The organism is Pseudoalteromonas sp. 2CM28B (assembly GCF_023161935.1).
In genome coordinates, this window is record NZ_JALNTH010000006.1 from 214,527 (window position 1) to 239,312 (window position 24,786).

Sequence of the window (24,786 nt, forward strand, 5' to 3'; positions counted from 1 at the left end):
CTTATTTCGCTTTTTTAATGGCTTCCCATCCTTCTTCCATTTCGTCAAGCGTTGCGCGCTCTAAACTTTTACCTTTTGCAATTAAATAACCTTGCACTTTTTCAAAGCGCGCCGAGAACTTATCGTTGGCTTGTCTGAGTAGTTGCTCTGGGTCGCGTTTAACATGGCGAGCCACATTTACTGTGGCAAATAATAAGTCGCCTATTTCTTCTGCTGTATGATCGGATGAAGGGTCGTTCTCAAGCGCTTCTTTTACTTCAAGTACTTCTTCACTTACTTTATCAAGTGCCCCGTGGTAGCTTGGCCAATCAAAACCAAGTGCGGCAACACGCTGCTGAATTTTTTTAGCTTTAGTTAGGCTTGGCATATTGGTGGGTATATCTTGCCAAAGTGAGGCTTTGCTTGGCTGTACTTTTGCTACACGCTCTTGTGCTTTAATTGCTTGCCATTGCTTTGCTAATTGCTCATCGGTTAATGCTTGCTTAGTGTTAAAAACATGAGGGTGACGGCGGGTAAGTTTACTATTTAGCTCACTAACCACGTCGTTAAAATCAAACATGTCCTGCTCTTTAGCAAGTTGTGCGTAAAAAACGATTTGAAACAGTAAATCACCCAGCTCATTTTTAAGCTCGTTTAAATTACCCGACTCTATGCAATCGGCCACTTCAAAGGCTTCTTCTAGCGTGTGCGGTACAATCGATTTAAAATTTTGCTTGCGATCCCACGGGCAACCGTCGGTAGGATCGCGAAGCAACGCCATAATATCGAGGAGTTGCTCAAGGGCGTTACTGTTTGCCATTTTATTGGTTTCGCTTGGCACTGTGCACACCTTCAATTTGATGCAGTTTAGACAAAACACGGTTTGTGCCCGATAGGTCATGCACTTCTATTTGCATAGTAAATACTGCTAACTGATCGGCCCCAACTGTATTGACGTTCATGTTGATCACATTTACTTTTTCGTTAGCCAGTACAGAGCTAATATCGCGAATTAAACCTGAGCGATCGCTGGCTTCTATTTTTATACTTAGCGCATAAGAGCCGTTTATTTCATCTGACCAACTAACCGATATTACACGCTCTGGGTGTTGCTCTTTTAAGTTGTTAAATGAATCGCAATCTTCTCGGTGTACCCCAATGCCACGGCCTTGTGTAATATAGCCAATTATTTTATCGCCAGGTACTGGGCGACAACACTTAGCAACGTGGCTCATTAAGCTGCCTACACCATCAACCACAATGCCGTTTTTATCGCCAGTTACTTTACTTGGCGCTTTAAAACGAATTACGGGTTCTTCTTCGGTACGATCACTGACAAAGTTAAGCATTTGGTTTAAGCGAACATCGCCGGCACCTATCGCAACCATTAAGTCATCTAGTTCTTTAAAATTAAAGCGCTTAATGGCTGGGTCTAAATCTTTGTAGGTTAAATCTAGCTTTTGCAGTTCGTTATCTAGAATCTCTTTACCGGCGCTTAAGTTTTTATCGCGGTCGAGCTGTTTAAACCAATGATGGATTTTAGCCCTTGCACGCGACGATTTAATATAACCAAGCGATGGATTTAGCCAATCGCGGCTTGGATTAGGCTGCTTTTGCGTGAGAATTTCTACCTGATCGCCCGTTGATAGCTGATGTGTAAACGGCACTATTTTGCCAAATACTTTAGCTCCTATACAGCGGTGCCCTACATTTGAGTGAATGTAGTAAGCAAAATCAAGCGGTGTAGCGCCAACAGGTAAATCGATGATATCGCCACTTGGGGTAAATATATAAACGCGGTCTTCTACAACTTGGTTTTTAAGCTCTTCGGCTAAATCGCCCCCATCAACCACTTCTTCTTGCCATTGCAGTAATTTGCGCAACCAGCTAATTTTTTGCTCATAGCCTGAGCCTCTCCCAGGTAAAGCACCTTCTTTATACATCCAGTGTGCGGCTACGCCTAGCTCTGCATCTTGGTGCATTTCGCTGGTGCGTATTTGTATTTCAACGGTTTTCCCTTCAGGGCCAAATACCACGGTATGAATTGATTGATAGCCATTTTGTTTGGGTGTAGCAACGTAGTCGTCAAACTCTTTATTAAGGTGGCGCCAATTAGTGTGCACAATACCTAGCGCGCCGTAACAATCTTGCAGGCGCTCTACAACAATTCGCATTGCCCTAATATCAAACAGCTGATCAAATTCGTAGTTTTTTTGCTGCATTTTTTTATAAATGCTGTAAATGTGCTTAGGGCGGCCATACACTTGCGCCTCAATACCGGCTTCGCTTAAGCGAGCTTTTACTTGCGCAACCATGTCTTCCATATAGGCTTCACGGGCAAGGCGTTTGTCATCAAGTTGTTTAGCAATGCTTTTATAGGTGTCGGGGTGTAAATACCTAAACGATAAATCTTCTAGTTCCCACTTAAGCTGGCCTATACCTAACCTGTTTGCTAACGGGGCAAAAATATCGGCGGTTTCTTTAGCGGCAATAACACGCTCTTCTTCATCGCCATTTTTTACATTGCGTAAATGGCATACTTGCTCAGCAAGTTTAATCACCACAGCGCGCACATCTTCAACCATGGTAAGTAACATTTTACGAATGTTATCTACCTGCATAGTGCCTTTACCTTGGTGCGATAAAGTACTAATAGCAGCCATTTGTGCAACCCCTGTTAAAAGCATGGCTACATTTTTGCCAAGTTGTGCTTCTACGGTTTCAAGGTCTACTAAGTCGTTTAAGTAGTAATGCGTGAGATACGCGGTTGCGAGAGATTCTGCATCTAAATTTAACTCGGCTAAAATCTCGACCATTTCTATGGCCGTGTTTTGCCGTGCTTGGTTGTCACATGTAACACACAATGCTTGCGCTTTGTTTAGTAGCGTTATTTTCTCTTGCGATAACGCTAACTGTTTTAGGCTAGTAGCAAAGTCACCTGTGTCGTCCTGCTGATGTGATTGACGTGTAGCGACCATAAAACGCTTTACCTCCGTTGAAATAACGCCATTGTTTCTATGTGTCCTGTATGTGGAAACATATTCATTAGCCCAATTTTAGTAACTTCAAAGCCTGCTTGCGAAATAATTGCACTGTCACGGGCTAAAGTAACAGGATCGCAAGAGACATATAAAATGGTTTTAAACTGCTTTAAAGGTAGTTGCTCTAAAACAGCCATAGCACCTGTGCGAGAAGGGTCTAATACTAATACGTCTAGCGCCTTATTAAACCATTGTGCTGTTTCAATTTTTTGCGTTAAATCAAAACAATGAAAGTGCGCATTAGTGATAGAGTTAGTTTGCGCATTTTGTGTCGCCATTGCAACCGCCGATGCAACCCCTTCTACTCCAATAACCGATTTAGCATGCTGGGCTAGCACTAATGAAAAGTTACCAATACCACAAAATAAATCCAATACTTGCTCGTTTCCTTGCAAGTTAAGCCAATTTACCGACTGAGCTAACATAGCTTGGTTAACTTCATCATTTACTTGAATAAAATTACCAAGGCCAAATTCAAATTTTAATTTAAACTTTTCTAAAAAATAATACGGCGTAGGCAAATGAGCTTGCTCTATAACATCGCTGTTGTCTTGCCAAGTAATTAACCATTGCTGTGCGTTTGCCGCTTCTTGTACGTAGCTTTTGGCTTCATCTGGTATCGCTTTAGTATGGCGAATAACAATAAAGTTCCCAGCTTCGTTTTGGCACAACTGTAAATGACTTATACTGTGTAGCGCTTTATATTGATTAATAAGCGTTTCAAAAATACTAAATACGTTAGTAAATGCCTCACTAAGCACATCACATTGCTCAATACTAATCACATTTTTAGAGCTAGGCGCACGATACCCAACTCGCATTTTTTTAGCAGCTTTATCATACATTACGGCAATACGGGCACTGCGTCTGTAATGAGTGGGCTTACTTAAAAGAGGCGCTTGCCAATTTAAGTCGCTTAATTTGGCAAATTTTTGAAACAATTGCGTCACTGCATTTTGCTTTTCAGCCACTTGCTGATTTATTTCTAGGTGCTGCAACTGGCAACCACCACAGTGATTATAATGCTGACAAAAAGGCTGCGTGCGTGCATCGCTTGGATTAATAACCTTAACCAGCTTTGCACTACTGTATTTGGCTTTATCTTCTATTAGGCTTGCCGTTACTTTTTCATTCATTAAAGCGCCGCTTACAAAGCACACTTTATTATTGTGTTTGGCAACGCCCCGCCCTTGATGATCCATGGCCGTAATATTAAGTGTGAGTGTTTGCTGTTTAAGTGGTTTTTTCTTTGCTTTAAAAATTTGCGCCATGCGGCATTACCTTAAATTTTGTATTACGTATAAGCAAATCAGATGCTTTGAGAATAGCCGATGAACCGTATATACTCGATCCATACTAATAATGATAATAACGCTTCCATTATGACCAAATTAGGCTTACGTGATTCTGTTTTAACCTTAACCTTGATCCCCACAGTGATCATTGGTTTGTTACTTGGCGGCTATTTTACAATAAATCGTTACATTGAGCTTGATGAAATTTTATATCAGCAAGGCAGCTCAATATCTGAACCCTTAGCAATTGCTTTAGAGCAGCCTTTACTTGAAAAAAATAAAAAGCTGCTCAACCGTCTGATTAGTTACACACACAATAAGCACTCCCCAACCATTAAATCGATTGCTATTTTTGATACCAGCAATCAGCTTATTATGACCAGTAACTATCATCGCTCGTTTGATGAACTAACTCAAAAAGAACAAATTGAAAATCTTCACACAACAAAAATTAATAAATCAGAAGAGTTAATCACGTTCTACACCCCTATTTTTAATCATTCTGCGCCGGTATCAAAATGGGATATTAATGATTTTCAAACCCCGCTTGGCACCGTTATTTTACAACTTAATAAAGACCAAGCGATTATAGGCCAGCAGCGAGCGGTTTTAATTAGCGGCATTGTTATTTTATTTTCAATAATATTGGCATCTATTTTAGCGCTTAAGCTTAGCCGTATGTTTATGAACCCGCTTAATAAGTTAGTACTTGCCACCGACAAACTAGTTGAGGGTAAAAGAGACACGGGTTTAAACGACACCATGATGGGCGAATTTGAACTTTTGCGTGAAGGGCTTAATACCATAGCCCACACTATGGTTATGCAAAAAGACGAAATGCAGAAAAATATTGATCAAGCCACGAGTGATTACCGCGAAACCCTAGAGCAATACGAAACCTCAAATATTCAGCTAACCATGGCCAAAAAAGAGGCGCAAGATGCTAACCGCGTTAAGTCCGACTTTTTAGCTAAAATGAGTCACGAGTTACGCACCCCGCTTAATGGGGTTATTGGCTTTACGCGCCAATTGTATAAAACACCTTTAAATAAACATCAAAAAGACTACCTCGATACCATAGAGCTTTCTGCCAATAGCTTATTGACGATTATTAGCGATATTTTGGATTTTTCTAAACTTGAAGCAGGCGCAATGGAGCTTGAATCAATCCAGTTTCAACTGCGCGATAGCGTAAACGAGGTTATGACATTATTAGCTCCCTCGGCGCATGAAAAACAACTTGAGCTATCTATTTATATCAACCCACAAGTGCCTGATGATTTAACCGGTGACCCCACTCGCCTTAAACAAGTCCTTATTAACTTGTTAAGTAATGCCATTAAGTTTACTGAAAAAGGCTCTATAAAAGTTGATATAAGCTACCGCTTATTAGATGAAGACCGCGCCTCTATTTTAGTATCAGTAACCGATACCGGTGTGGGTATTCCAATGGATAAGCAAGATGCGTTATTTACAGCATTTGGCCAAGCAGATTCATCTATCACCCGTAAATTTGGCGGCACTGGTTTAGGTCTCATTATTACCAAACACATTGTAGAGGCTATGAATGGCCGAATAACGCTAAATTCAGCCCCGGGAAGCGGCACCTGTTTTACCTTTAATGGTGTGTTTAGGTTGCCTGATCATACCTTTAGTAACGACTTACCTTCTAAATCACTTATTGGTAAACGCATATTATACTTAGAGCCACACGAGCATACGCATCACTCAGTGCTTTCTGTATTAAACGAGTGGGAAACTGTAGTAACCGCTTGTTTTAATGAAGGTGCATTTCTAGACGCTATTAAACATAAAATGTTTAAATATGATATTTGTATTATTGGTGATATGGCATCGGTAGATGATATGCAACGTTTAAAGGGCTATATAAATAGCGTACGTGAGTCAACTGATTATTTATATTTAATGCTTAATACTATTTCTCATAGTATGAGAGAGTCTTTCATTGGTAGTGGTGCAGATGTATGTTTAAGTAAGCCGCTTAATCATCGTAAATTATGTGAAGTACTGGCTGCGCCATATCGCCTTGATCATCCAACCTTAAATATTGAGCCAAGCGATCAAACATTATTGCCATTAAAAGTACTGGTGGTAGATGACAACGATGCAAACTTAAAACTTATTTGCACCTTGTTAAAAGAGCAAGTTGAATTTATAGACACCGCTTATAATGGCTCGCAAGCCTACAGCTTAAGTAAAAGCCATAAGTACGATGTTATTTTTATGGACATACAAATGCCGATTATGGATGGCATTACCGCGTGTAAACTTATTAAGGAGTCTTCTTTAAACGAAGACACACCTATTATTGCGGTAACCGCGCATGCACTGCACAGTGAAAAAGAGCAGCTATTAAAAGATGGCTTTAAAGGCTATTTAACTAAGCCTATTGATGAGGACATGCTGAGCCAAATTATATGCGATCATAGTCCGCAATCGCCCGTAAGCCGCGACAAAATTAAAAGTGTAACGTCACAAAGCCCAGCTCCATTTGAAAGTAACTGCTTAGATTGGTCGCTTGCGCTACAACGTGCAGGGGGTAAAGGTGAGCTGGCGCTGGAAATGCTCAATATGCTATTACAAAGTGTGCCAGAGACGCTCTCGCAGCTCAACGAAGCTATTGAGCAAAACGATTGCCAAACGGTATTAAGTGTTATCCACAAATTCCATGGCGCGTGCTGTTATACCGGTGTGCCTAAGCTTAAATCACTGGCAGAAACCATAGAAACCTCACTTAAAAGTGATTGCGTGCTAGATAACGTTGAGCCTGAACTATTTGAGCTTCAGGATGAGCTGGAAAACCTCATGGCAGATGCAAGTGCTACCGAGCATCAACGCTAAAAAACACGTAATAAAAAAGCGCAGTAAATGCGCTTTTAACAGGTTTTAATACCATTTTACTTAATTAAGTATTTCTATGAAATGGTGCCACCTTGGGGTTAAATTTATAACCTTGCCTCAATCATGAGGCGTTTCATGTCGCGTACTGCTTTTTCAAGGCCATCAATAGCTGCGCGCGCAATAATAGCGTGGCCAATGTTAAGCTCATAAATTTCAGGCATTGCAGCAATTGGTTTTACGTTATGATAATGAAGGCCATGCCCTGCATTTACAATTAAGCCTAAGCTCGCCGCGTATTTTACACCCTCTCGTATGTGCTCAAGCTCTTTGTGTAAATCTTCATCATTAGTGGCATCTGCATACGCGCCGGTATGAATTTCTACATACGGTGCACCACACGCTTTAGCTGCATCTAACTGTGCTTTATCGGCATCAATAAATAATGACACTTTAATACCCGCATCAGTCAGTGTTTTAGTGGCCGCTTTAATTTTATCTACGTTACCAGCCACATCTAGGCCGCCTTCGGTCGTAAGCTCTTCACGTTTTTCAGGTACTAAACATACGTACTCAGGCTGTACTTCAAGGGCAATGTTAATCATTTCATCTGTAACCGCTGTTTCAAGATTCATACGCGTTTGAATCGTTTTAGCCATTACGTATACATCGCGGTCTTGAATATGGCGGCGGTCTTCACGCAAATGAATAGTAATACCATCTGCACCGGCGTGCTCTGCCACACTGGCCGCATGTGATGGGTCTGGGTATGATGTACCTCGCGCTTGGCGAAGCGTTGCAATATGATCAACGTTTACGCCTAAAAGAATGTCTTTCATTTTGTTACCTGTAAAATATGTTTATTGAGAGGCCATAAATAATTCACGGCTTTTTAATGGTTTATTACCCAGTAAAGGTTTTAGTAAATAACGGCTTAATTGTTTTGCCATATAGAGTACATCGCTTTGGCTAAAATCATGATTAGCAATCGCTTTGAGCTGCGCGCCGCTAAAACCTGAGCGCGTATCTTGTTGCATCAAAAAACCCAACTCAGGAAAGTAACTATACGTTTGCCTTTCATCAATTGGCTCACCACTGGCATCAAAGCTAAAGTCGACGCCATAACCCAACAACTCTAATAGTTGAAATTCGTATGAGCGCAGCACCGATTGTAAATCGACATCGCTATTTAAGTTCTCTAGGTGAGTTTTGTAGAGCTCAAACACTTGTTCAAGTGGCTCGTTTACCGGCACAATGCGGTTAGTCAGCTCATTTAAATAAAAGCCACAGTAAAGCTTATCCTTTGTTAAATATAAAGGATTACCATGTAGCTCAAATTTATTAATGTATTTTAAATCGTACTTGCCACTGTAATGAACAAGCAGTGCCTGAAAAGGCTGTAATTGTGCTTTGTGTTTAGTGGCCTGGCGACCACTCACTCTGGCTAGCATTCTAAGCTGGCCTACGCCTTCTACCAGCATATCGAGCATTACTTGGGAGTCGCTATAAGGACGCCGATGTAATAGGTACGCTGTGTAGAAGTCGCTATCCATATTAGTTGGCTAAATGCTGGCTAATCTTCGCCATAGCCTAAACTTCTTAAGGCACGTTCATCATCTGCCCAACCCGATTTAACTTTAACCCAAAGCTCTAAAAACACTTTGTTATCGAGCATTTCTTCAAGGTCTTTACGGGCTTCACGGCCAATCACTTTAAGCTTTTCGCCTTTGTTACCTATTACCATGCGTTTTTGGGTTTCACGCTCAACAAGAATTAACCCGTTGATATGCCAAACACCGTTTTCTTGCCATTTAAACTGCTCAATTTCTACAGTAACAGAATACGGCAGCTCTTCACCCATAAAGCGCATTAGCTTTTCACGAATAACTTCTGCCGCCATAAAACGCATTGAGCGGTCGGTGACATAGTCATCAGGAAAGTAAAATTCGCACGGTGGTAAGCGTTTAGTTACTTCGGCTTTAATTAAATCAACGTTTTTACCTTGCGTTGCCGATACCGGCATTATGCCCACAAAATCAAATTTGTCGCCAAGCATCTTCATATGCGGTAATACTAAATCGCGGTCTTTTACTTGGTCTATTTTATTAATAACAAGTAAAACAGGCTTACCACTTTGCGATACTTTATTAAGTACCATTTCGTCATCGGCATTCCAGTGAGTGCCCTCAACAACAAAAATAATAAGCTCTACATCACCAATTGAACTCGATGCAGCACGGTTCATTAAGCGGTTAATAGCGCGCTTTTCTTCAACGTGTAAGCCCGGCGTATCAATATAAACAGCTTGGTGTTGCCCTTCTGTATGAATACCCATAATACGGTGGCGAGTTGTTTGTGGCTTGCGCGAGGTAATACTTACTTTTTGCTCAATGATTTCATTAAGCAATGTTGATTTACCTACATTAGGGCGGCCAACAATGGCAACCATGCCACAAAACGTATCAATATCACCTTCATGAGGCTGTATTAAGGTATCAAGATTCATTTTTTAGTATCTTCAATGCTTTTTCGGCAGCTTTTTGTTCGGCTTTACGGCGCGAGCTACCAACAGAAATAATGCTATCCATACCTTCAACTATACATTCAACCGTGAACGTTTGATTGTGCGCTTGACCTTTGGTATCAACAACGGTGTAGCCCGGTAAAGATAACTTACGCGCTTGTAGATACTCTTGCAGCAGGGTCTTAGGATCTTTTTGATTAAGCCCTGGTGAAATAGCATCAAGTCGAGATTCGTACCACGCTAAAATTAGCTCGCCACAGCGGTCTATGTTTGAGTCTAAAAACACAGCCCCTATAATGGCTTCTACAGCATCAGCTAATGTTGATTCACGACGAAAACCACCGCTTTTTAACTCACCCGGCCCAAGGCGCAAGTAGTCACCTAAACCAAACTCTAGCCCAAATTCAGCAAGAGTTTGGCCACGCACAAGCGTAGAGCGCATACGGCTTAAATCGCCTTCACGCGCTTTTGGAAATTTGTCGTACAAAGCATTGGCAATAACAAAGCTCAAAATTGAATCGCCTAAAAACTCTAAGCGTTCGTTGTGCTGACCTTTATGACTGCGGTGCGTCATTGCCTGTTCAAGTAAACCTTGATCAGCAAATTCGTAGCCAATTCGTTTATATAATTCTGTTACATTTTTTTTCATTGTTACTGAATATTACCTAGGCGTTCAAAACGAACACCAGTTGGAACCCATCCTGGTAAAACATCATCTGGGCCATTCTCAAATTCAAAACTCATCCATATAAAGACAGCTTTACCCACCAAGTTTTCTTTTGGTACAAAGCCCCAAAAGCGACTATCTTGGCTGTTGTCGCGGTTATCACCCATCATAAAATAATGATCAGCTGGTACAGTCCATTCATCCGAAGGAGTACCTGGTTGCTGATAGTAACGCCCTTTACGTTCAGGTGCGCGTGGGTTGATTAAAATGTCGTGCTTGAGTGTCGTTAAATCTTCATTTACTCGGGCAAGCGACATTTGGCCTTGTTTAAACTCATTATCGTTAATTAATTTAAAATCAATTTTATTAAACTCATTACAAAGTAGGTCACCCTGCTGGGTCTCGCCTTCTTTACAATTAGGTTGAATATATAAACGCTTATCACGATAAACAATTTTATCGCCCGGTAAACCAATAGCACGTTTTATATAATCTACTCGCTCATCTAACGGGTATTTAAAAACAACAATATCGCCGCGTTCAGGCTCGCCTACATCTACAAGCTGGCTACGCCATACTGGGTCTTTAATCCCGTACGAGTACTTTTGTACTAAAATAAAGTCGCCCACCAACAAGGTTGGCATCATTGAACCTGACGGTATTTGAAAAGGCTCAAAAATAAACGACCTAAAAATAGTAATAGCTGCAATCATCGGAAAAATCGATTTTGCAGTTTCTGTAATTGCCGGCTCAGGTGCTATTAACGCCGCTGTTTCTTCATCAAGCTGGCCACCGGCAGATGTTTGGGCAAGCGCCAAACGCTCTTGCCTTTTTGGCGCATACATTAGGTGGTCAATTAACCATATTAAACCTGAGCCTAACGTTAATAACACCAATAAAACTGAGAAATAACCAGCCATCTATAATCCTTTGTTTTTATTTACCAACTTTCAAAATAGCTAGAAACGCTTCTTGCGGTACTTCTACGTTACCCAATTGCTTCATTCGTTTTTTACCATCTTTTTGCTTTTGCAGTAGCTTTTTCTTACGGCTCACGTCACCACCGTAACACTTAGCGATTACATTTTTACGTAATTGCTTAACCGTAGTACGGGCAATAACATGTTGTCCTATTGCAGCTTGAATCGCAATATCAAACATTTGACGCGGAATAAGCTCTTTTAACGCATCAGCAAGTTGGCGGCCGCGTGATTGTGCACTGTCTCGGTGAACAATTATAGCGAGTGCATCAACACGTTCACCATTGATAAGTATATCAACACGTACCATGTCTGATGTTTGAAAGTGCTTAAAGTTGTAATCAAGCGATGCAAAACCACGACTGGTTGACTTTAATTTATCAAAAAAGTCCATAACCACCTCAGCCATAGGTAGCTCATAAGTTACAGCGACTTGCTTGCCGTGATAACTCATTTTAGTTTGCATACCACGCTTTTCTACACACAGAGTAATAACGCTACCTAAAAACTCTTGCGGTACAAGTATGTTTGCCTCTACTACTGGTTCGCGTATTTCAATAATATCATTAACCGCCGGTAAGTCAGACGGGTTATCAATTTGACTCGTACCTTCTTTGGTTACTACTTCGTAGATTACAGTAGGTGCCGTGGTAATTAAATCAATATCGTATTCACGCTCTAAACGCTCTTGAATAATTTCCATGTGTAGCATACCTAAAAAGCCACAGCGGAAACCAAAACCCAGTGCTGTTGAATTTTCAGGTTCAAAAAATAACGACGCATCATTTAAGCTTAGTTTATTAAGTGCATCGCGAAACGATTCATAATCATCAGAGGCAATTGGGAACATACCTGCATATACTTGCGGCTTAATTTTTTGAAAGCCTGGTAAACGCGCTGGTGCCGCATTTTTTTGATGCGTAATCGTATCGCCCACTGGGGCGCCGTGTATTTCTTTAATACCGGCAATAACAAACCCTACTTCGCCGGTACGTAAAATACCCGTGTTGGTTTGTTTAGGGGTAAAAATACCCACGTGATCAGCTGTATGTACTTGCTCGTTCGACATTATTTTTATTTTGTCGCCGGCACGTAGTTCACCGTGCTTAATACGCACTAGTGATACAACACCTTGGTATGGGTCAAACCACGAGTCAATAATAAGCGCCTGCAAAGGTTGATCTTTTTCACCTACCGGTGGTGGGATATCCTTTACAATCATTTCAAGTACTTCAGCAATACCAACACCTGTTTTTGCACTACATTGCACAGCGTCTAGGGCATCAATACCAATAATGTCTTCAATTTCTTCTGCTACACGAAGCGGATCGGCTTGCGGTAAATCTATTTTATTTAAAACAGGGATTACTTCTAAATCCATTTCAATGGCGGTATAACAGTTTGCCAGCGTTTGTGCTTCAACACCTTGTCCGGCATCAACAACTAAAAGCGCACCTTCACATGCCGCTAAAGAGCGAGAAACTTCATAAGTAAAGTCAACGTGCCCTGGTGTATCGATAAAGTTAAGTTGGTAGGTTTCGCCATCGTTAGCAGTGTAGTTAAGCGTTACACTTTGCGCTTTAATGGTAATACCGCGCTCACGCTCGATGTCCATTGAATCTAACACTTGCTTTTGCATTTCGCGGTCTGTTAAGCCACCACAAACCTGGATCAAACGATCTGAAAGGGTCGATTTACCATGGTCAATATGGGCGATGATCGAAAAATTACGGATATGCTTCATAAACTGGATTCTAAACTTCTATTTTAATAGGCTAAGTACGAACACCTGAGTGACTTGAAAATACTTATTGGGTATAAGTGCTATATAAGTGGCTAAATGCGCTTTAGATAATCAAATTTTTGATTGCCTTTTTACCCTGTATTTCCAAGTTACTCTGGTATAAAACGGCAATTTTACATTTAATTGGCCTTAATCACCATCTATTTGCGTTAAAGGAAGGCTAATTGGATGAATTTTTATCACTTTTACATCATGCCTGAGTGTTTTCACTTTGCTTTTAGCTAAAAAGTAACCACCTACACCGCCCAAAGCGGCGAATAATATTTGCCATCCCTGCGCTAAAAGTAGTAATTCGGCACTAATAAATGCAAGCGTTAATCCTAAAAATAAAGGCAGCATGTATACAGCAAAAGCATGTTTGACTAAATGCGAATCATCTAATGAAAGCGTTACTTTTTGGCCCACTTCTACAGGAGTATCAAATTGATAGGGAAAGGTTTTTTTATCGCTACCAAAGAGTTTGGCAAAGACTTGCGAGCCACAGCGACCATTACACCCTTCGCAGGCTTTTTTTTGCTGGGCTTCTAAGTGGGCAGTGGTGCCATCTAGGGCAACCACTGTAAGTGTTTGTTCAATCATAACAACCCTTACGAATTGTTTATAATGCGCGAGTCACTGACTCAGCAATTGCCTTTGCGGTTTGGCTTGGCACATTACCAACAACAGATACATCAAAGTTTCCGCCATTATGCACATAAATTGTCGTTGCGCCAGAAGTTAATGATCCGCTTAAGCGGCGACCTGGTAGGGGGCGCTGTACAAAAACAGAAATTTCCACAAACCCATCAGAATATAAATAATAGTCAGTAAGTTCGTTGTTTAAATCAAGTTTATGGCGGTCTGATTTTAGTAATTTAAAGCCATTAGGTAACCAACCAATGCGCCAGTTTGTGGCATTACTTTTTTCACCTTCCAGTGCGTTACCTGGTAACGGCGTTGGAAAATTACGGTTGAGCACTTCTAAAATCATCGGTGCTGGTTGCTCTGTTACGCTAATATGGGTTAACTGTAGCTGCTCTAATGCTTCACCTTGGTGGTTAACATAAGCGGCTTTTAATAACAGCGATGACTCTGTATCAAGCCAAATCCAATAGTTATATTTGTATTCATCTTTTGATTCTATTCTCACCAGTTGCGCCGCTCGCCCTGCAATACGGCCTTTACCACCTAGCACAAAATCATATTGGCTGCTTAGCGCTTCAATATCTTTAAATAATACTTCAGGTATTGGCCCAGCAATGGAGTCTGTATTTATAGAATATGGCTGCGATTGCGGTTCAAAGTAGGTTACTTGGTCGTTAATTCTCACCATTTCTAAGCCCGCGCCATTAAGTAAACTTAAATGCTCAAGCTCTGTTTCACCTTGCTTTGCATGCACCCAACGGTAAGGTTCCATGGCTTTACCCTTTACCACCACAAAAGAGGCGTCAAAATTACGGGTATGCACTGCATTCGCCATGTTTAGTAATAAATCTTTGGCGGGATTTGTGTCGTTAGCAAAAACATTAAAGCTTAATACTAACGACAGAACAAAAGTGATTACTTTCATTTAATTAGTTTTTTTCCTCTTGCGCTTTGTCACTATTTTGCGCTGTTTGCAAAGAGTGTGCAACACGTGCTTGACGTTGATGCTCTAAAACTAACGCGCCAATGCGTTGTTGCTGTAATTCGCGTAAACCTTGCTCAGCGTTTTCAAGAGCAGGTTCTGAAGAATAACTCACCGGCGACGCCATACCTGTTAATGGGGTAGTTTGTAAAAGCGGAATTTCGCTTTCTTGCTCGCCCGCACCTTGCGGCAAGGTATTTACGCCAACAATGGCAAACATAGCTACGCTTGCAGCAATAGCAAGTTGTGCAACCGGCTTGCGCCAATTAAACGCCACTACTTTGTTATCTTGCTGCGCTTCACTGTGCTCGGTATCAGGCGCTTTGTTTGCTGTCGATTGGGTGAAATCGGCATACACAGGCTCACTTTCAAGTGCTAAGGCGATGTTATCGCTTATATCGATGTGTATGTCGTTGTTATTTTTTTGAGCACGCATCGCATCACCAATTAGCGCATATCGACCAAACGTAGCAACATCCTGATCAGAAATTTTACCCTCTGCAAGGTGTTGTTCGCCGTCAAGTAATGCTGATAACGTTTCGCTATCCAACTTGTTAACGTGTGCTTTTGTCATACTAAGACTCGCCTATTAATGGGTTTAATTTATTATCTATTGCTTCTCGGGCTCTAAAAATACGCGAACGTACTGTCCCAACAGGGCAATCCATTACCACGGCTATTTCTTCATAGCTCATCCCTTCGATTTCTCTTAGGGTAATCGCGGTTTTAAGGTCTTCAGGCAAACTATCAATCGTATTAAAAATAACAGCGCGTACTTCGTCGCTTAACAGTAAGTTTTCAGGCGATGCGTTCGAACGCATCGAATCCGCACCGTCATAAAACTCGGCATCTTCAGCGTCTATATCGTTTGCTGGCGGTTTACGGCCCTGAGCTACTAAATAATTTTTAGCACAATTAACGGCAATACGGTATAACCACGTATAAAAGGCACTATCACCTCTAAAGTTTGGAAGTGCACGGTAGGCCTTAATAAATGCCTCTTGTGCTACATCTGCAATATCGCCTTGGTTAGACACATAACGTGAAATTAACCCTGCAATTTTGTTCTGATACTTCTTTACTAATAGGTTGAAGGCGTTTTTATCTCCTTGCTGGACCCTTTTTACAAGCGCTAAATCTAATTCCTGCTCGCTCATTCGAGCCGGTACTCCTCTGTTTGATTCTTGCTGGTTATTCATAGTGTCGCCATTGTTCACAAATACTCTGACCTCTTTATGAATAAAAAGTTCTGCTTAATATTATTTTTTTATAAAATAGTCGTAAATAACGGCGCTAAGCCATTAAAATCACTACGTAGTAATATGACAAATATGATACAACTACATTATTAAAAACAAATATTGCTCTAATTTGAGCATTGTAACCGCAAAGTACCTCTGACATGAACCAAAATAAACATCATATTGCTGATGTCGCTATTATCGGTAGCGGCGCGGCGGGCTTATCTCTTGCATTGTCTTTAGCTAACTATTGTAATGTTACTGTGATCAGTAAAGGTGCCCTCACCGAAGGCTCTACACTGTATGCACAAGGCGGGATTGCCGCAGTATTTGATAAAAAAAACGACAGCATAGAATCACATGTTGAAGATACCCTTGATGCCGGCGGTGGTTTATGTGACCGAGAAGCTGTGCATTATACTGCAAGTAATGCGCATCAGTGTTTACAATGGCTCATTGAGCAAGGCGTTCCTTTTGATATGGAGTTTGATAGCAAAGGAAAAGAGCGCTTTCATTTAACCCGCGAAGGCGGACACAGCCATCGCCGTATTTTACATGCAGCCGATGCCACTGGTAAGGCCGTACAAACCACGTTAATTAGTCAAGTTAAAGCGCATAAAAACATTACCTTGCTCGAGCAATACAATGCCATCGATTTGATTAGTGATAAAAGCTTAGGTAAGCCGGGTTCGCATATTCATGGCATGTACGTGTGGAATAAAAAAGCAAAAAAAGTAGAAACTATTTCAGCTAAATTTGTAGCGCTCGCAACAGGGGGGGCAAGCAAGGTGTATTTGTACACTTCAAACCCTGATGTATCTAGCGGTGACGGTATTGCCATGGCGTGGCGTGCAGGCTGTAGGGTAGCCAATATGGAATTTAACCAGTTTCACCCCACTAGCCTTTATCATCCAGAGCTACAAAACTTCTTAATTACCGAAGCTATGCGCGGTGAAGGAGCGTATTTAAAGCGCCCCGACGGCACTCGCTTTATGAAAGACTTTGACGATAGAGAAGAGCTGGCACCGCGCGACATAGTAGCCCGTGCTATCGACTTTGAAATGAAGCGTTTAGGTGCAAATTGTGTATACCTAGATATTAGCCACAAAGATAAAGACTTTATCATTGAGCACTTCCCTACTATTTACGCAAAGTGTTTAAGTGTAGGGCTTGATATAACCAAAGAAGCCATCCCGGTTGTTCCTGCCGCGCATTATACGTGTGGCGGTGTAATGAGCGACTTTAACGGGAAAACCGATTTAGATAACTTATACGCTGTAGGCGAAGTCGCCTACACAGGTTTGCACGGCGCTAACCGTATGGCGAGCAATTCATTATTAGAGTGCATTGTATTTGCTCACGCTGCCGCTAAAGATATTTTAAGTAAACTTGAGCATGCGCCAGCACCACTTGCGCTGCCAAGTTGGGATGAAAGCCGAGTCAGTAATTCTGATGAAGAAATTGTTATTACCCATAACTGGCACGAACTGCGGTTATTTATGTGGGATTATGTAGGCATTGTGCGCTCAACTAAACGCCTAGAACGAGCACTGCACCGTGTTGAGTTATTACAACAAGAAATACATGATTATTACGCAAACTTTAGAGTAAGTAATAACTTATTGGAGCTTCGTAATTTAGTGCAAGTAGCCGAGCTGATAATTAGAAGTGCAATGCAGCGTAAAGAAAGCCGCGGCCTTCACTATACGATTGACTATCCTGAGCAAAATGAAAACCCAACACCCACTATTTTGATTCCACCTCGCCATTAATGGCAATCAATGCTACGCGCTTTAAACGTGCGTAGCTTTGCTTATTTACGCCATTAGCTGAAATAATAAGCCATTGGCGTTTATTAAAACCTTTAATGTGTAACCACACACTGGTATTTAATATTTTTGTTTTAGGGGTTATTTGCCCCTGAACCTTTAAATTTTCGTTTTCAAAGCGTATTTGCTTAGGCTCTAAAATAATAACGCCACTTTCAGGGTGAATGGCCACTATTTTTTGCCATACCCAGCAAAACGCAATTGCATTTACAGTTATACAAACAACAATGCTAAAAAAAGAGCTTAAATAAAGCCCTAGTACCACACTTAATAAGCAGAAAAACAGCACCACAGGCCGCTGTTCTGCTTTATTATTTACTACCGTAAACCTATACACGAACTCGGTCTAAAATTAGCGATACCATGGTATTAAGCTCAGCATCTTTACATTCTTCATGGCCCATAAACCATGCAAATAAATCAGGGTCTTCTTGGGTTAGCAAACGCTGAAATACAGCCTGTTGCTGTGCATTTAACGAATCATACGCCTGCTCTACAAATGGCATAAACAAAACATCTAACTCTAACATGCCGCGGCGACAAGCCCAGCGTATACGTGCTTTACTATGAATTTCAGTCATTTTAAACCTCATACTTAATTGTCCCGAGTTTAACAAATACCCGCCTAATTAGCAGCTATTAATCTGTGTTCAAATAATAAAAAACTGCCCGCCTTCGTTGCTGTACCCTAGGTTATAACTGCGTTATTATGTCTACTCATTTGTATTGCACAGAAGGTTTTTATGTCGAGCGTTTATGCATGTCCGTTATCTCACCAACTTATTAGCCTAACCGGTGCGGATAAATTGTCTTATCTTCACGGACAAATCACTCAAGATCTCAATAAACTATCTAACAGCAATTATTTATGGGCTGGTCACTGCAGTGCCAAAGGCAAGTTGTGGGGTGTATTTAAATTATTTTCTCACCAAGATAGCTACTACTTAGCAGGTTCACAGCCTGAGGTAGAGAAGTCGCTCAGTGAGCTAAAAAAATACGCTGTGTTTGCCAAAGTAGATATTGATGTTTCTACGAACAGATTAATCGGGTTGATCAGTGACGATTTAACCCCAGTACTAGAAAAACTTGATATTCGTTTTTCTGATGACCAAACGGCCTGTGACTTCCCAAGTGGTAAAGCCCTTAAGTTAGCGCCAAATCGCGTTTTACTAATGGTTGATAGCCAATTTAGTATGCCAGATGATGTGTCTACATTAGATAACTGCGCACTATGGCAAGAAGCCGCTATAAAAGCGGGCGAACCACAATTAAATAATGACGCCATTGGCGAATACGTACCACAAATGGTAAACCTTCAAGCGATTAACGGCATTAGTTTTAAAAAAGGCTGTTACACCGGCCAAGAAACGGTTGCCCGTATGAAGTACCTAGGTAAAAACAAACGCGCTATGTATATTGTTACAGGTAAAAGCGATGGCCTACTTGAAGAGCCAGAGCTTGAAACCCAAGTGGGCGAAAACTGGCGTCGCGCTGGTAAACTAATTGCCCAAAGCTATAACGAAAATAGCCAAACCTTATTTGGCCTTGTTGTGCTGCCAAACGATACACCAAGTACACACGTACTTCGTGCAAAGCACACCCCTCAGGTAGAGCTAAGCATTCTGCCTCTACCTTACTCTCTTGAAGATGAATAAATAGGAATGACTATGATCGTTGCACCAAACACAGTAGTAAAAATGCATTATTCAGTACTGGATAACGATGGCAATACCATTGATAACTCTTTTGATGGCGAGCCACTGGTTTTTATTATTGGCACAGGCTACTTAATCCCAGGGCTTGAAAATGCACTCCAAGGCAAGCAAGCCGGTGATACATTAAATGTAAAAGTAGAACCTGAAGAAGGCTACGGCGAACGTCACGATAACCTAATGCAAGCGGTGCCTAAGTCGATGTTTGATGGCATGGAGATTGAAGTGGGTATGCAATTTAGAGCGTCGACTGATGATGGTGATCAATCTGTGATGATTATCGAGATTCAAGATGAAGACGTTATAGTTGATGGCAACCACCCGCTTTCGGGTATTACCCTTAATTTTGATGTAGAAATTTTAGAGGTGCGCGAAGCAACCGAAGAAGAGCTTGCGCACGGCCACGTGCACGGTGAAGGCGGTTGTGGTCACGATCACTAATCATACCGCCGTTTATAAAAAAAGCGCCTAAGGCGCTTTTTTTTATAACATATTGTTGTAGGTCGCGGTTTTTATTGGCGCCGGTTCCTCTAAAGGGGTTTCACTGGGTGTTATTTTACCCTCAAGCGCACGTAATAAGCCTTGCTGATCATTTGTTCCCACTCGGTACTTAGTACCGTCTTTTAAGGTTAACTGTAGCGCACTAAACCCGGATACAGAATACACCCACCCATCATGCGTAATACGAATACCAATACCATGGCGGTAAGAGTTTTGCACCGCTTTAGCCTCCACTATGTCCGCAAGTGCTAATCGTTGCCCCGCAACGCCAGGGCCAAAAGCCCAACTAATTGTTTGCTCATCAACTTTTACGGTTAAACCATGAAACAAAAAGCCGACTAAAACCAATACACCGGCAAATACCATTAATGGCACATCGGCGCCCATTAAGTTCCAGGCGAGGGCTACAAAGCCGCCTATCCATGCTAAAACAAAAAATATAAACACCGCATATTGTTTATGCTGATACATAACGCTCTCTTTATTATTAAAAACTGTACACCAACGTGGCGCTTAATTCTGAGTCGTATTTAAGGTTATCGTCTTCAGGTTTTGAATTATAACGATACATGTAGGCAAACTTTAACGATACCGCACCTATGACTTGGCTAATCAAAGCGGTTTCTGACTTCAAACGCGAATTTAACCCCGACAAAGACTGCTCAATACTCACATCTTGATTAAAGCGCGTGCGCTTTGATACCAAACGCTCCCACTGCATTGCAATACGAACTAAATAACCGGTTTTGTTTTCATCTTCTTCGCTTACCTCTGACTCATCATCAGCGACGGAGCGATATAAACCTGGGCCAATATCAATATCTACTTTATTTTTTACACCTTGGTAAACTCTGGCACCATAGCCAGTAGCCACCGTACTTTTGTAATCTAGGCCACTAAATTTATCTTCTTCGTAGTCACCGTAAATAAAAAATGAAGAGTTTTTAACGCCCACTTTGTAGTTACCCTGTGCAGAGACAAAAATACGGTCTGCCGTTACATCGGTTTGCCCTGTATCTTCGTTTTGATCTCGTTTATACAAGGTGTCTAATTTAAATTGGTTACGCCAATTTTCGAAGTCTTGGTATAAATTTCCTCTAAACTTAAAGCTGGTAGAGTTAGTATTACCCTTACTTAAAATCAAGCCAAATTCCGTATCGCCATAGAGCATTTCGCCTTTATGTAGCTCGTGAATTTCTTCATCAGAGAGTTGTCCATATTCATGAAAGTCTTCAAATGGATCAACAGCCCAACAGCGGCTGCTCATTATTAAAAACACGAATAGTAAATACTTATGCACGGTAAACTCTCTTGCACATACAAACAAAACTGCTTACTCAGCGTGCTCTGTTTCTTTCCACAAAATATGACAAAACGGCGCGTCTTTATCACGGCTAATTAAAATTTTTGCAAATAACACATCTTCGTTTTCAAACTCTAACCCCACTAGCACTTGCACAAATAACTCCGGCTCTATTTCAAGTGCTACAAAGTCTTGCCATTGCTCATCAGGCTCGCCCTCTTCAATAAACCCAAGTTCTTCTCGGTATTCGTTAAAGTCTTCAACATCTTGTTCGCTAAGATTATTTGGCGCCAGCTCTAAAAAAATATCGTACGCTTGATGGGTAACTTCTTCTTCGCTATATAAACGTGGGCCTGACATGGGTAAAACCTCAATGCATTTTAAGTGCGCACATAATATCAAAACTCATCTGTGTTTTGAGAAAAAACAGCTAAAAATAATGACTTTTTTGTTACCAGCTCATGCGCAGTTAAGCTTAAATAAGATTCAAAGTGCTTTGACTAAAAAAGTTAAAAATAATTCAATTTATTTTTTATTATAAAACAAACCGTTACTTTACTTAGTAAGGCGTACATCATAAGCTCAAACACATAATAATAGGAGAGCGCAATGATAAAACTAGAAATACAACAAGGCATTGCTAACGTTATTTTAAGCCGCGCAGAAAAACAAAATGCACTTAGCTTTGATATGTTCATGCAATTAAACAGCACTATTAAACGTATAAAAAAAGATAAAAGTGTTCGCGCCGTAGTGATAAAAGGTGATGGTGAGCATTTTTGCTCTGGGCTTGATGTGGCTGCAGTGATGGCCTCACCATTAAACATTGTTAGGCTGTTGCTAAAATGGCTACCTGGCAATCAAAACCTAGCGCAAAAAGTAGTACTGGGCTGGCAATCGTTAAGCGTACCTGTGATTGCGCAAATAAATGGAAATTGTTTAGGGGGTGGGCTACAAATAGCATTGGGCGCCGACTATAGAATTGTTGATACCCAAGCAAAACTGGCCATTATGGAAGCGCGTTGGGGGTTATGCCCCGATATGGGTGCTAATGTAGTGCTTGCTGGTTTATTAAAGCGCGACCAAGCACTGTGGCTGGCAAGCCACGCCAACCCGATTAGTGCATACACTGCCTACGAGCTGGGGTTAGTCACAGAGCTTACAGACAATACCGAACAGGCCACACAGCGCATGTTAAATATATTACGTGAGCGCTCCCCCGATACACTGGCAGCGATAAAGCGCGTTACTCAGCAAAGCTACACAACAAACCAGCGACAAATTTTAGCTAAAGAAACGTTTAGCCAAATTCGCTTGTTACTCAATCCTAATACTAAAAAAGCAATTGCCAAAGCAAAAGGGAAAACAGATATAAGCTATGCAAATTCAAAACGCTGGTAAGACTAAATTAGTATTTAATAATAGTGCGTATTTGCTAACGTTAATTTCTTTCTATATTAATGAGCCATTATCATGAAGTACTTGCTTAGCAGTGCAATTATTTTACTGTGCTTAGGGTGTGCTAAATTAATAATGCACTTAATTGGTGGCAGCTTCCCTGCACCGCTCCTTGGCATGGTTATTTTACTGAGTTTATTACTGTTAGGTGTAGTGAAAGAGCACCATATTAAACCCTCGGCCTCCCCTATTTTAAATATTATGCCAATATTTTTTATACCCGCGGGGGTAGGATTTATCGAGCACATTGCACTTATTAAGCTGCATTGGCCCTATTTGGTTTTGGTTATTTTGCTCGTCCCTGCCAGTACGCTTTTACTGGTAAGCAGTGTTGTTGGCTATGTTAAAGGTAAAAATAACAATGACTGAGCTGCACCTTACGCTATGGTACTTAACAACTCCCGCTATTATTTTGCTGTTTTTACTATTAAGAGCGTTTAATAAACACTGGCAGCACAGCATAGTAAAGTCGCTCACCAACCCGGTGTTTTTAAGTATTGCGATTATTGCCTTAGTACTTGTTAATTTAAAATTACCTTATGCTGATTTTTCCACGCATAGCCAACTACTTAGTTGGCTATTAGAGCCTGCTATAGTGGCACTGGCCTTACCTTTGTATCAGCAGTTTATACATGTCAGAAAAAACCTACTGTTAATAGTAAGCACGTGTAGCTTAGGCATTATTAACGCCACTGTGGTGGCTTTTATTTTAAGTATTTTATTTGATGTACCCGCCAATTTAAGCGCCTCCGTAGCTGCATTAAGTGTAACTACGCCTATTTCGTTAATAGTTACTGAGTCTTTAGGGGGGATTAGCTCTCTTGCCGCAGCATTAGTTATATTTATTGGCTTACTAGGTGCGCTCTTTGGGTTAATGCTCATTAAGTGGATAGGTGTTAATAACCAGCAAGCTCAAGGAATAGCAATGGGAACTGCGTGCCATGCTATAGGCACCGCAGCAGCACTGGACGAGCACCCAAAAATAGGCGCGTTTTCCTCGGTTGCTATGGCTTTAAGCGCATTATTAACCGCCATAATAGTCCCCGTGCTATATCCTTTTTTAGTCAACACTTTGCTATAGTTAGCAAAAAATAATTACGCAATATAAAGAGCCCACTATGATCAGTTCTGAAATAGAACAATTTGAAAAATACTACACCATGCTCACTGAGTATTTAGTTACCTACAGCATGCAAATTGTGGGTGCCGTTTTTATTCTTATACTGGGTTTGTGGGTGGCTAAAAAACTCTCAAATTTAGTCGCTAAATTGATGGCTCGTCACAATGTCGATATCACGCTTACCAGCTTTGTCAGTAACGTGGTAAAAGTATTGCTTATTGTGATGGTTGTAGTGATAGCACTTGGCAAAATAGGCATTAGTGTTACCCCCTTTGTAGCGGCTATAGGTGCTGCCTCTCTAGGTGCGGGTTTAGCCTTACAAGGAATGCTTTCAAACTATGGCGCAGGCCTTGCTATTATTGCCACGCGCCCTTTTGTGGTAGGCGATACCATTGAAGTAAAAGGGGTCAGCGGCCAAGTAAAAACAATTGAGCTGGGTTACACCATTTTAATTGATGAAGAAAAAGTAGAAATCACTATTCCTAACAAGCACATAGTGGGTGAAATTATTCACAACTCGTTTAGCTACTCGTTAGTTAAAGGAGAAATAGACATAGCCTATACTGCCTGCGCTGATACCGCTGTTAGCCTTATTGAAGAAGTATTAAAGGCTCATGATCAGGTGGCTCAAAACCCTATTTCTCAAGTAGGCATAGAGCGCTTTGCCGATAGCGGCGTAACCATTAGTTATCGCTATTGGGTGCCTACAACCAAAATAATAGAAACCAAGCTTGCTATTAACGCAGGCGTTTATAAAGCTATTAATAGCGCTGAGATAGAAATACCCTTTCCGCAGCGGGTGGTTACTATTAAAGAACGCGACCTTTCTTAATAACAAACAAAGCCGCTTAATGCGGCTTTGTTGTT

26 protein-coding genes are annotated in these 24,786 nt (G+C 41.1%); 8 read left to right on the forward strand and 18 right to left on the reverse strand.

Going from position 1 to position 24,786, the window contains the following annotated elements; genetic code table 11:
* Position 1: 1 nt before the first annotated feature.
* The 3 genes from mazG to rlmD are packed head-to-tail and all read right to left on the reverse strand — an operon-like array spanning position 2 to position 4,291.
* Positions 2–799: a nucleoside triphosphate pyrophosphohydrolase gene (gene mazG, locus MTN96_RS11235; RefSeq protein ID WP_248531649.1), complete on the reverse strand. Its 798-nt coding sequence runs from the start codon at positions 797–799 to the stop codon at positions 2–4.
* A 1-nt stretch (position 800) separates the two neighbouring features.
* A complete protein-coding gene (gene relA, locus MTN96_RS11240) occupies positions 801–2,957 on the reverse strand; it encodes a GTP diphosphokinase (protein WP_024033076.1) in 2,157 nt (718 codons plus the stop codon).
* A gap of 8 nt (positions 2,958–2,965) precedes the next feature.
* Positions 2,966–4,291 carry a 23S rRNA (uracil(1939)-C(5))-methyltransferase RlmD gene (gene rlmD / locus MTN96_RS11245; RefSeq protein ID WP_248531604.1) on the reverse strand — a complete coding sequence of 442 codons (1,326 nt, stop codon included), beginning with the start codon at positions 4,289–4,291 and terminating at the stop codon, positions 2,966–2,968.
* Between the two features lie 111 nt (positions 4,292–4,402).
* Here rlmD and barA point away from each other — a divergent pair, with 111 nt between their 5' ends.
* Positions 4,403–7,177 carry a two-component sensor histidine kinase BarA gene (gene barA, locus MTN96_RS11250; RefSeq protein WP_096739223.1) on the forward strand — a complete coding sequence of 925 codons (2,775 nt, stop codon included), beginning with the start codon at positions 4,403–4,405 and terminating at the stop codon, positions 7,175–7,177.
* Between the two features lie 104 nt (positions 7,178–7,281).
* Here the strand turns inward: barA and pdxJ are convergent, their stop codons facing one another.
* The 10 genes from pdxJ to rpoE form a co-directional block, all read right to left on the reverse strand.
* Entirely contained in the window at positions 7,282–8,013 is a 732-nt protein-coding gene (gene pdxJ, locus MTN96_RS11255) for a pyridoxine 5'-phosphate synthase (protein ID WP_248531605.1), read from the reverse strand.
* A 21-nt stretch (positions 8,014–8,034) separates the two neighbouring features.
* Positions 8,035–8,727 (reverse strand): DNA repair protein RecO, encoded by a 693-nt coding sequence (gene recO / locus MTN96_RS11260; protein ID WP_024033080.1) that lies wholly within the window; start codon positions 8,725–8,727, stop codon positions 8,035–8,037.
* 20 nt (positions 8,728–8,747) lie between these two features.
* A complete protein-coding gene (gene era, locus MTN96_RS11265) occupies positions 8,748–9,680 on the reverse strand; it encodes a GTPase Era (RefSeq protein WP_004586229.1) in 933 nt (310 codons plus the stop codon).
* On the reverse strand, positions 9,670–10,347 hold the full coding sequence (gene rnc, locus MTN96_RS11270; protein WP_004586228.1) for a ribonuclease III: 678 nt from the start codon (positions 10,345–10,347) through the stop codon (positions 9,670–9,672). Before rnc ends, era begins: the two co-directional genes overlap by 11 nt.
* Positions 10,348–10,349: 2 nt before the next feature.
* Entirely contained in the window at positions 10,350–11,285 is a 936-nt protein-coding gene (lepB, locus tag MTN96_RS11275; protein WP_004586227.1) for a signal peptidase I, read from the reverse strand.
* 16 nt (positions 11,286–11,301) lie between these two features.
* On the reverse strand, positions 11,302–13,089 hold the full coding sequence (gene lepA, locus MTN96_RS11280; RefSeq protein ID WP_248531606.1) for a translation elongation factor 4: 1,788 nt from the start codon (positions 13,087–13,089) through the stop codon (positions 11,302–11,304).
* 189 nt (positions 13,090–13,278) lie between these two features.
* Positions 13,279–13,728 (reverse strand): SoxR reducing system RseC family protein, encoded by a 450-nt coding sequence (locus MTN96_RS11285; RefSeq protein ID WP_004586225.1) that lies wholly within the window; start codon positions 13,726–13,728, stop codon positions 13,279–13,281.
* A gap of 19 nt (positions 13,729–13,747) precedes the next feature.
* The gene (locus MTN96_RS11290) at positions 13,748–14,698 is read right to left on the reverse strand and encodes a MucB/RseB C-terminal domain-containing protein (RefSeq protein WP_054982697.1); all 951 of its coding nucleotides are present in this window, start codon (positions 14,696–14,698) and stop codon (positions 13,748–13,750) included.
* Between the two features lie 4 nt (positions 14,699–14,702).
* Positions 14,703–15,329: a sigma-E factor negative regulatory protein gene (locus MTN96_RS11295; protein WP_024033083.1), complete on the reverse strand. Its 627-nt coding sequence runs from the start codon at positions 15,327–15,329 to the stop codon at positions 14,703–14,705.
* 1 nt (position 15,330) lies between these two features.
* The gene (gene rpoE, locus MTN96_RS11300; RefSeq protein WP_004586222.1) at positions 15,331–15,912 is read right to left on the reverse strand and encodes an RNA polymerase sigma factor RpoE; all 582 of its coding nucleotides are present in this window, start codon (positions 15,910–15,912) and stop codon (positions 15,331–15,333) included.
* 245 nt (positions 15,913–16,157) lie between these two features.
* Between rpoE and nadB the strand changes: the two genes are divergently transcribed.
* The gene (gene nadB / locus MTN96_RS11305; RefSeq protein WP_024033085.1) at positions 16,158–17,768 is read left to right on the forward strand and encodes an L-aspartate oxidase; all 1,611 of its coding nucleotides are present in this window, start codon (positions 16,158–16,160) and stop codon (positions 17,766–17,768) included.
* Here the strand turns inward: nadB and MTN96_RS11310 are convergent.
* Complete coding sequence (locus MTN96_RS11310; RefSeq protein ID WP_248531607.1) at positions 17,743–18,162, reverse strand: hypothetical protein; 420 nt, start codon at positions 18,160–18,162, stop codon at positions 17,743–17,745. The genes nadB and MTN96_RS11310 overlap by 26 nt on opposite strands.
* Entirely contained in the window at positions 18,155–18,406 is a 252-nt protein-coding gene (locus MTN96_RS11315; protein WP_004586219.1) for a succinate dehydrogenase assembly factor 2, read from the reverse strand. Before MTN96_RS11315 ends, MTN96_RS11310 begins: the two co-directional genes overlap by 8 nt.
* A gap of 162 nt (positions 18,407–18,568) precedes the next feature.
* Between MTN96_RS11315 and MTN96_RS11320 the strand changes: the two genes are divergently transcribed.
* On the forward strand, positions 18,569–19,480 hold the full coding sequence (locus MTN96_RS11320; protein WP_121637844.1) for a folate-binding protein YgfZ: 912 nt from the start codon (positions 18,569–18,571) through the stop codon (positions 19,478–19,480).
* A 12-nt stretch (positions 19,481–19,492) separates the two neighbouring features.
* Entirely contained in the window at positions 19,493–19,978 is a 486-nt protein-coding gene (locus MTN96_RS11325) for a peptidylprolyl isomerase (RefSeq protein WP_004586217.1), read from the forward strand.
* 42 nt (positions 19,979–20,020) lie between these two features.
* Here MTN96_RS11325 and MTN96_RS11330 read toward each other — a convergent pair whose 3' ends face one another.
* The 3 genes from MTN96_RS11330 to MTN96_RS11340 form a co-directional block, all read right to left on the reverse strand.
* Complete coding sequence (locus tag MTN96_RS11330) at positions 20,021–20,509, reverse strand: hypothetical protein (RefSeq protein ID WP_004586216.1); 489 nt, start codon at positions 20,507–20,509, stop codon at positions 20,021–20,023.
* A 16-nt stretch (positions 20,510–20,525) separates the two neighbouring features.
* Positions 20,526–21,305 (reverse strand): DUF481 domain-containing protein, encoded by a 780-nt coding sequence (locus tag MTN96_RS11335; RefSeq protein WP_276537847.1) that lies wholly within the window; start codon positions 21,303–21,305, stop codon positions 20,526–20,528.
* 66 nt (positions 21,306–21,371) lie between these two features.
* Positions 21,372–21,701, reverse strand: coding sequence for an HI1450 family dsDNA-mimic protein (locus MTN96_RS11340; RefSeq protein WP_004586214.1), 330 nt, complete (start codon positions 21,699–21,701; stop codon positions 21,372–21,374).
* A 249-nt stretch (positions 21,702–21,950) separates the two neighbouring features.
* Here MTN96_RS11340 and MTN96_RS11345 point away from each other — a divergent pair, with 249 nt between their 5' ends.
* The 4 genes from MTN96_RS11345 to MTN96_RS11360 all read left to right on the forward strand — a co-directional run bounded on the left by MTN96_RS11345 (position 21,951) and on the right by MTN96_RS11360 (position 24,751).
* Positions 21,951–22,742, forward strand: a complete 792-nt coding sequence (locus tag MTN96_RS11345) for a crotonase/enoyl-CoA hydratase family protein (protein WP_248531608.1) — start codon at positions 21,951–21,953, stop codon at positions 22,740–22,742.
* 72 nt (positions 22,743–22,814) lie between these two features.
* Positions 22,815–23,168, forward strand: coding sequence for a CidA/LrgA family protein (locus tag MTN96_RS11350; RefSeq protein WP_004586211.1), 354 nt, complete (start codon positions 22,815–22,817; stop codon positions 23,166–23,168).
* Positions 23,161–23,880: an LrgB family protein gene (locus MTN96_RS11355; protein ID WP_121637848.1), complete on the forward strand. Its 720-nt coding sequence runs from the start codon at positions 23,161–23,163 to the stop codon at positions 23,878–23,880. The genes MTN96_RS11350 and MTN96_RS11355 overlap by 8 nt, the downstream gene beginning before the upstream one ends.
* A gap of 37 nt (positions 23,881–23,917) precedes the next feature.
* Positions 23,918–24,751, forward strand: coding sequence for a mechanosensitive ion channel family protein (locus tag MTN96_RS11360; RefSeq protein ID WP_029774567.1), 834 nt, complete (start codon positions 23,918–23,920; stop codon positions 24,749–24,751).
* Positions 24,752–24,786 lie beyond the last annotated feature (35 nt).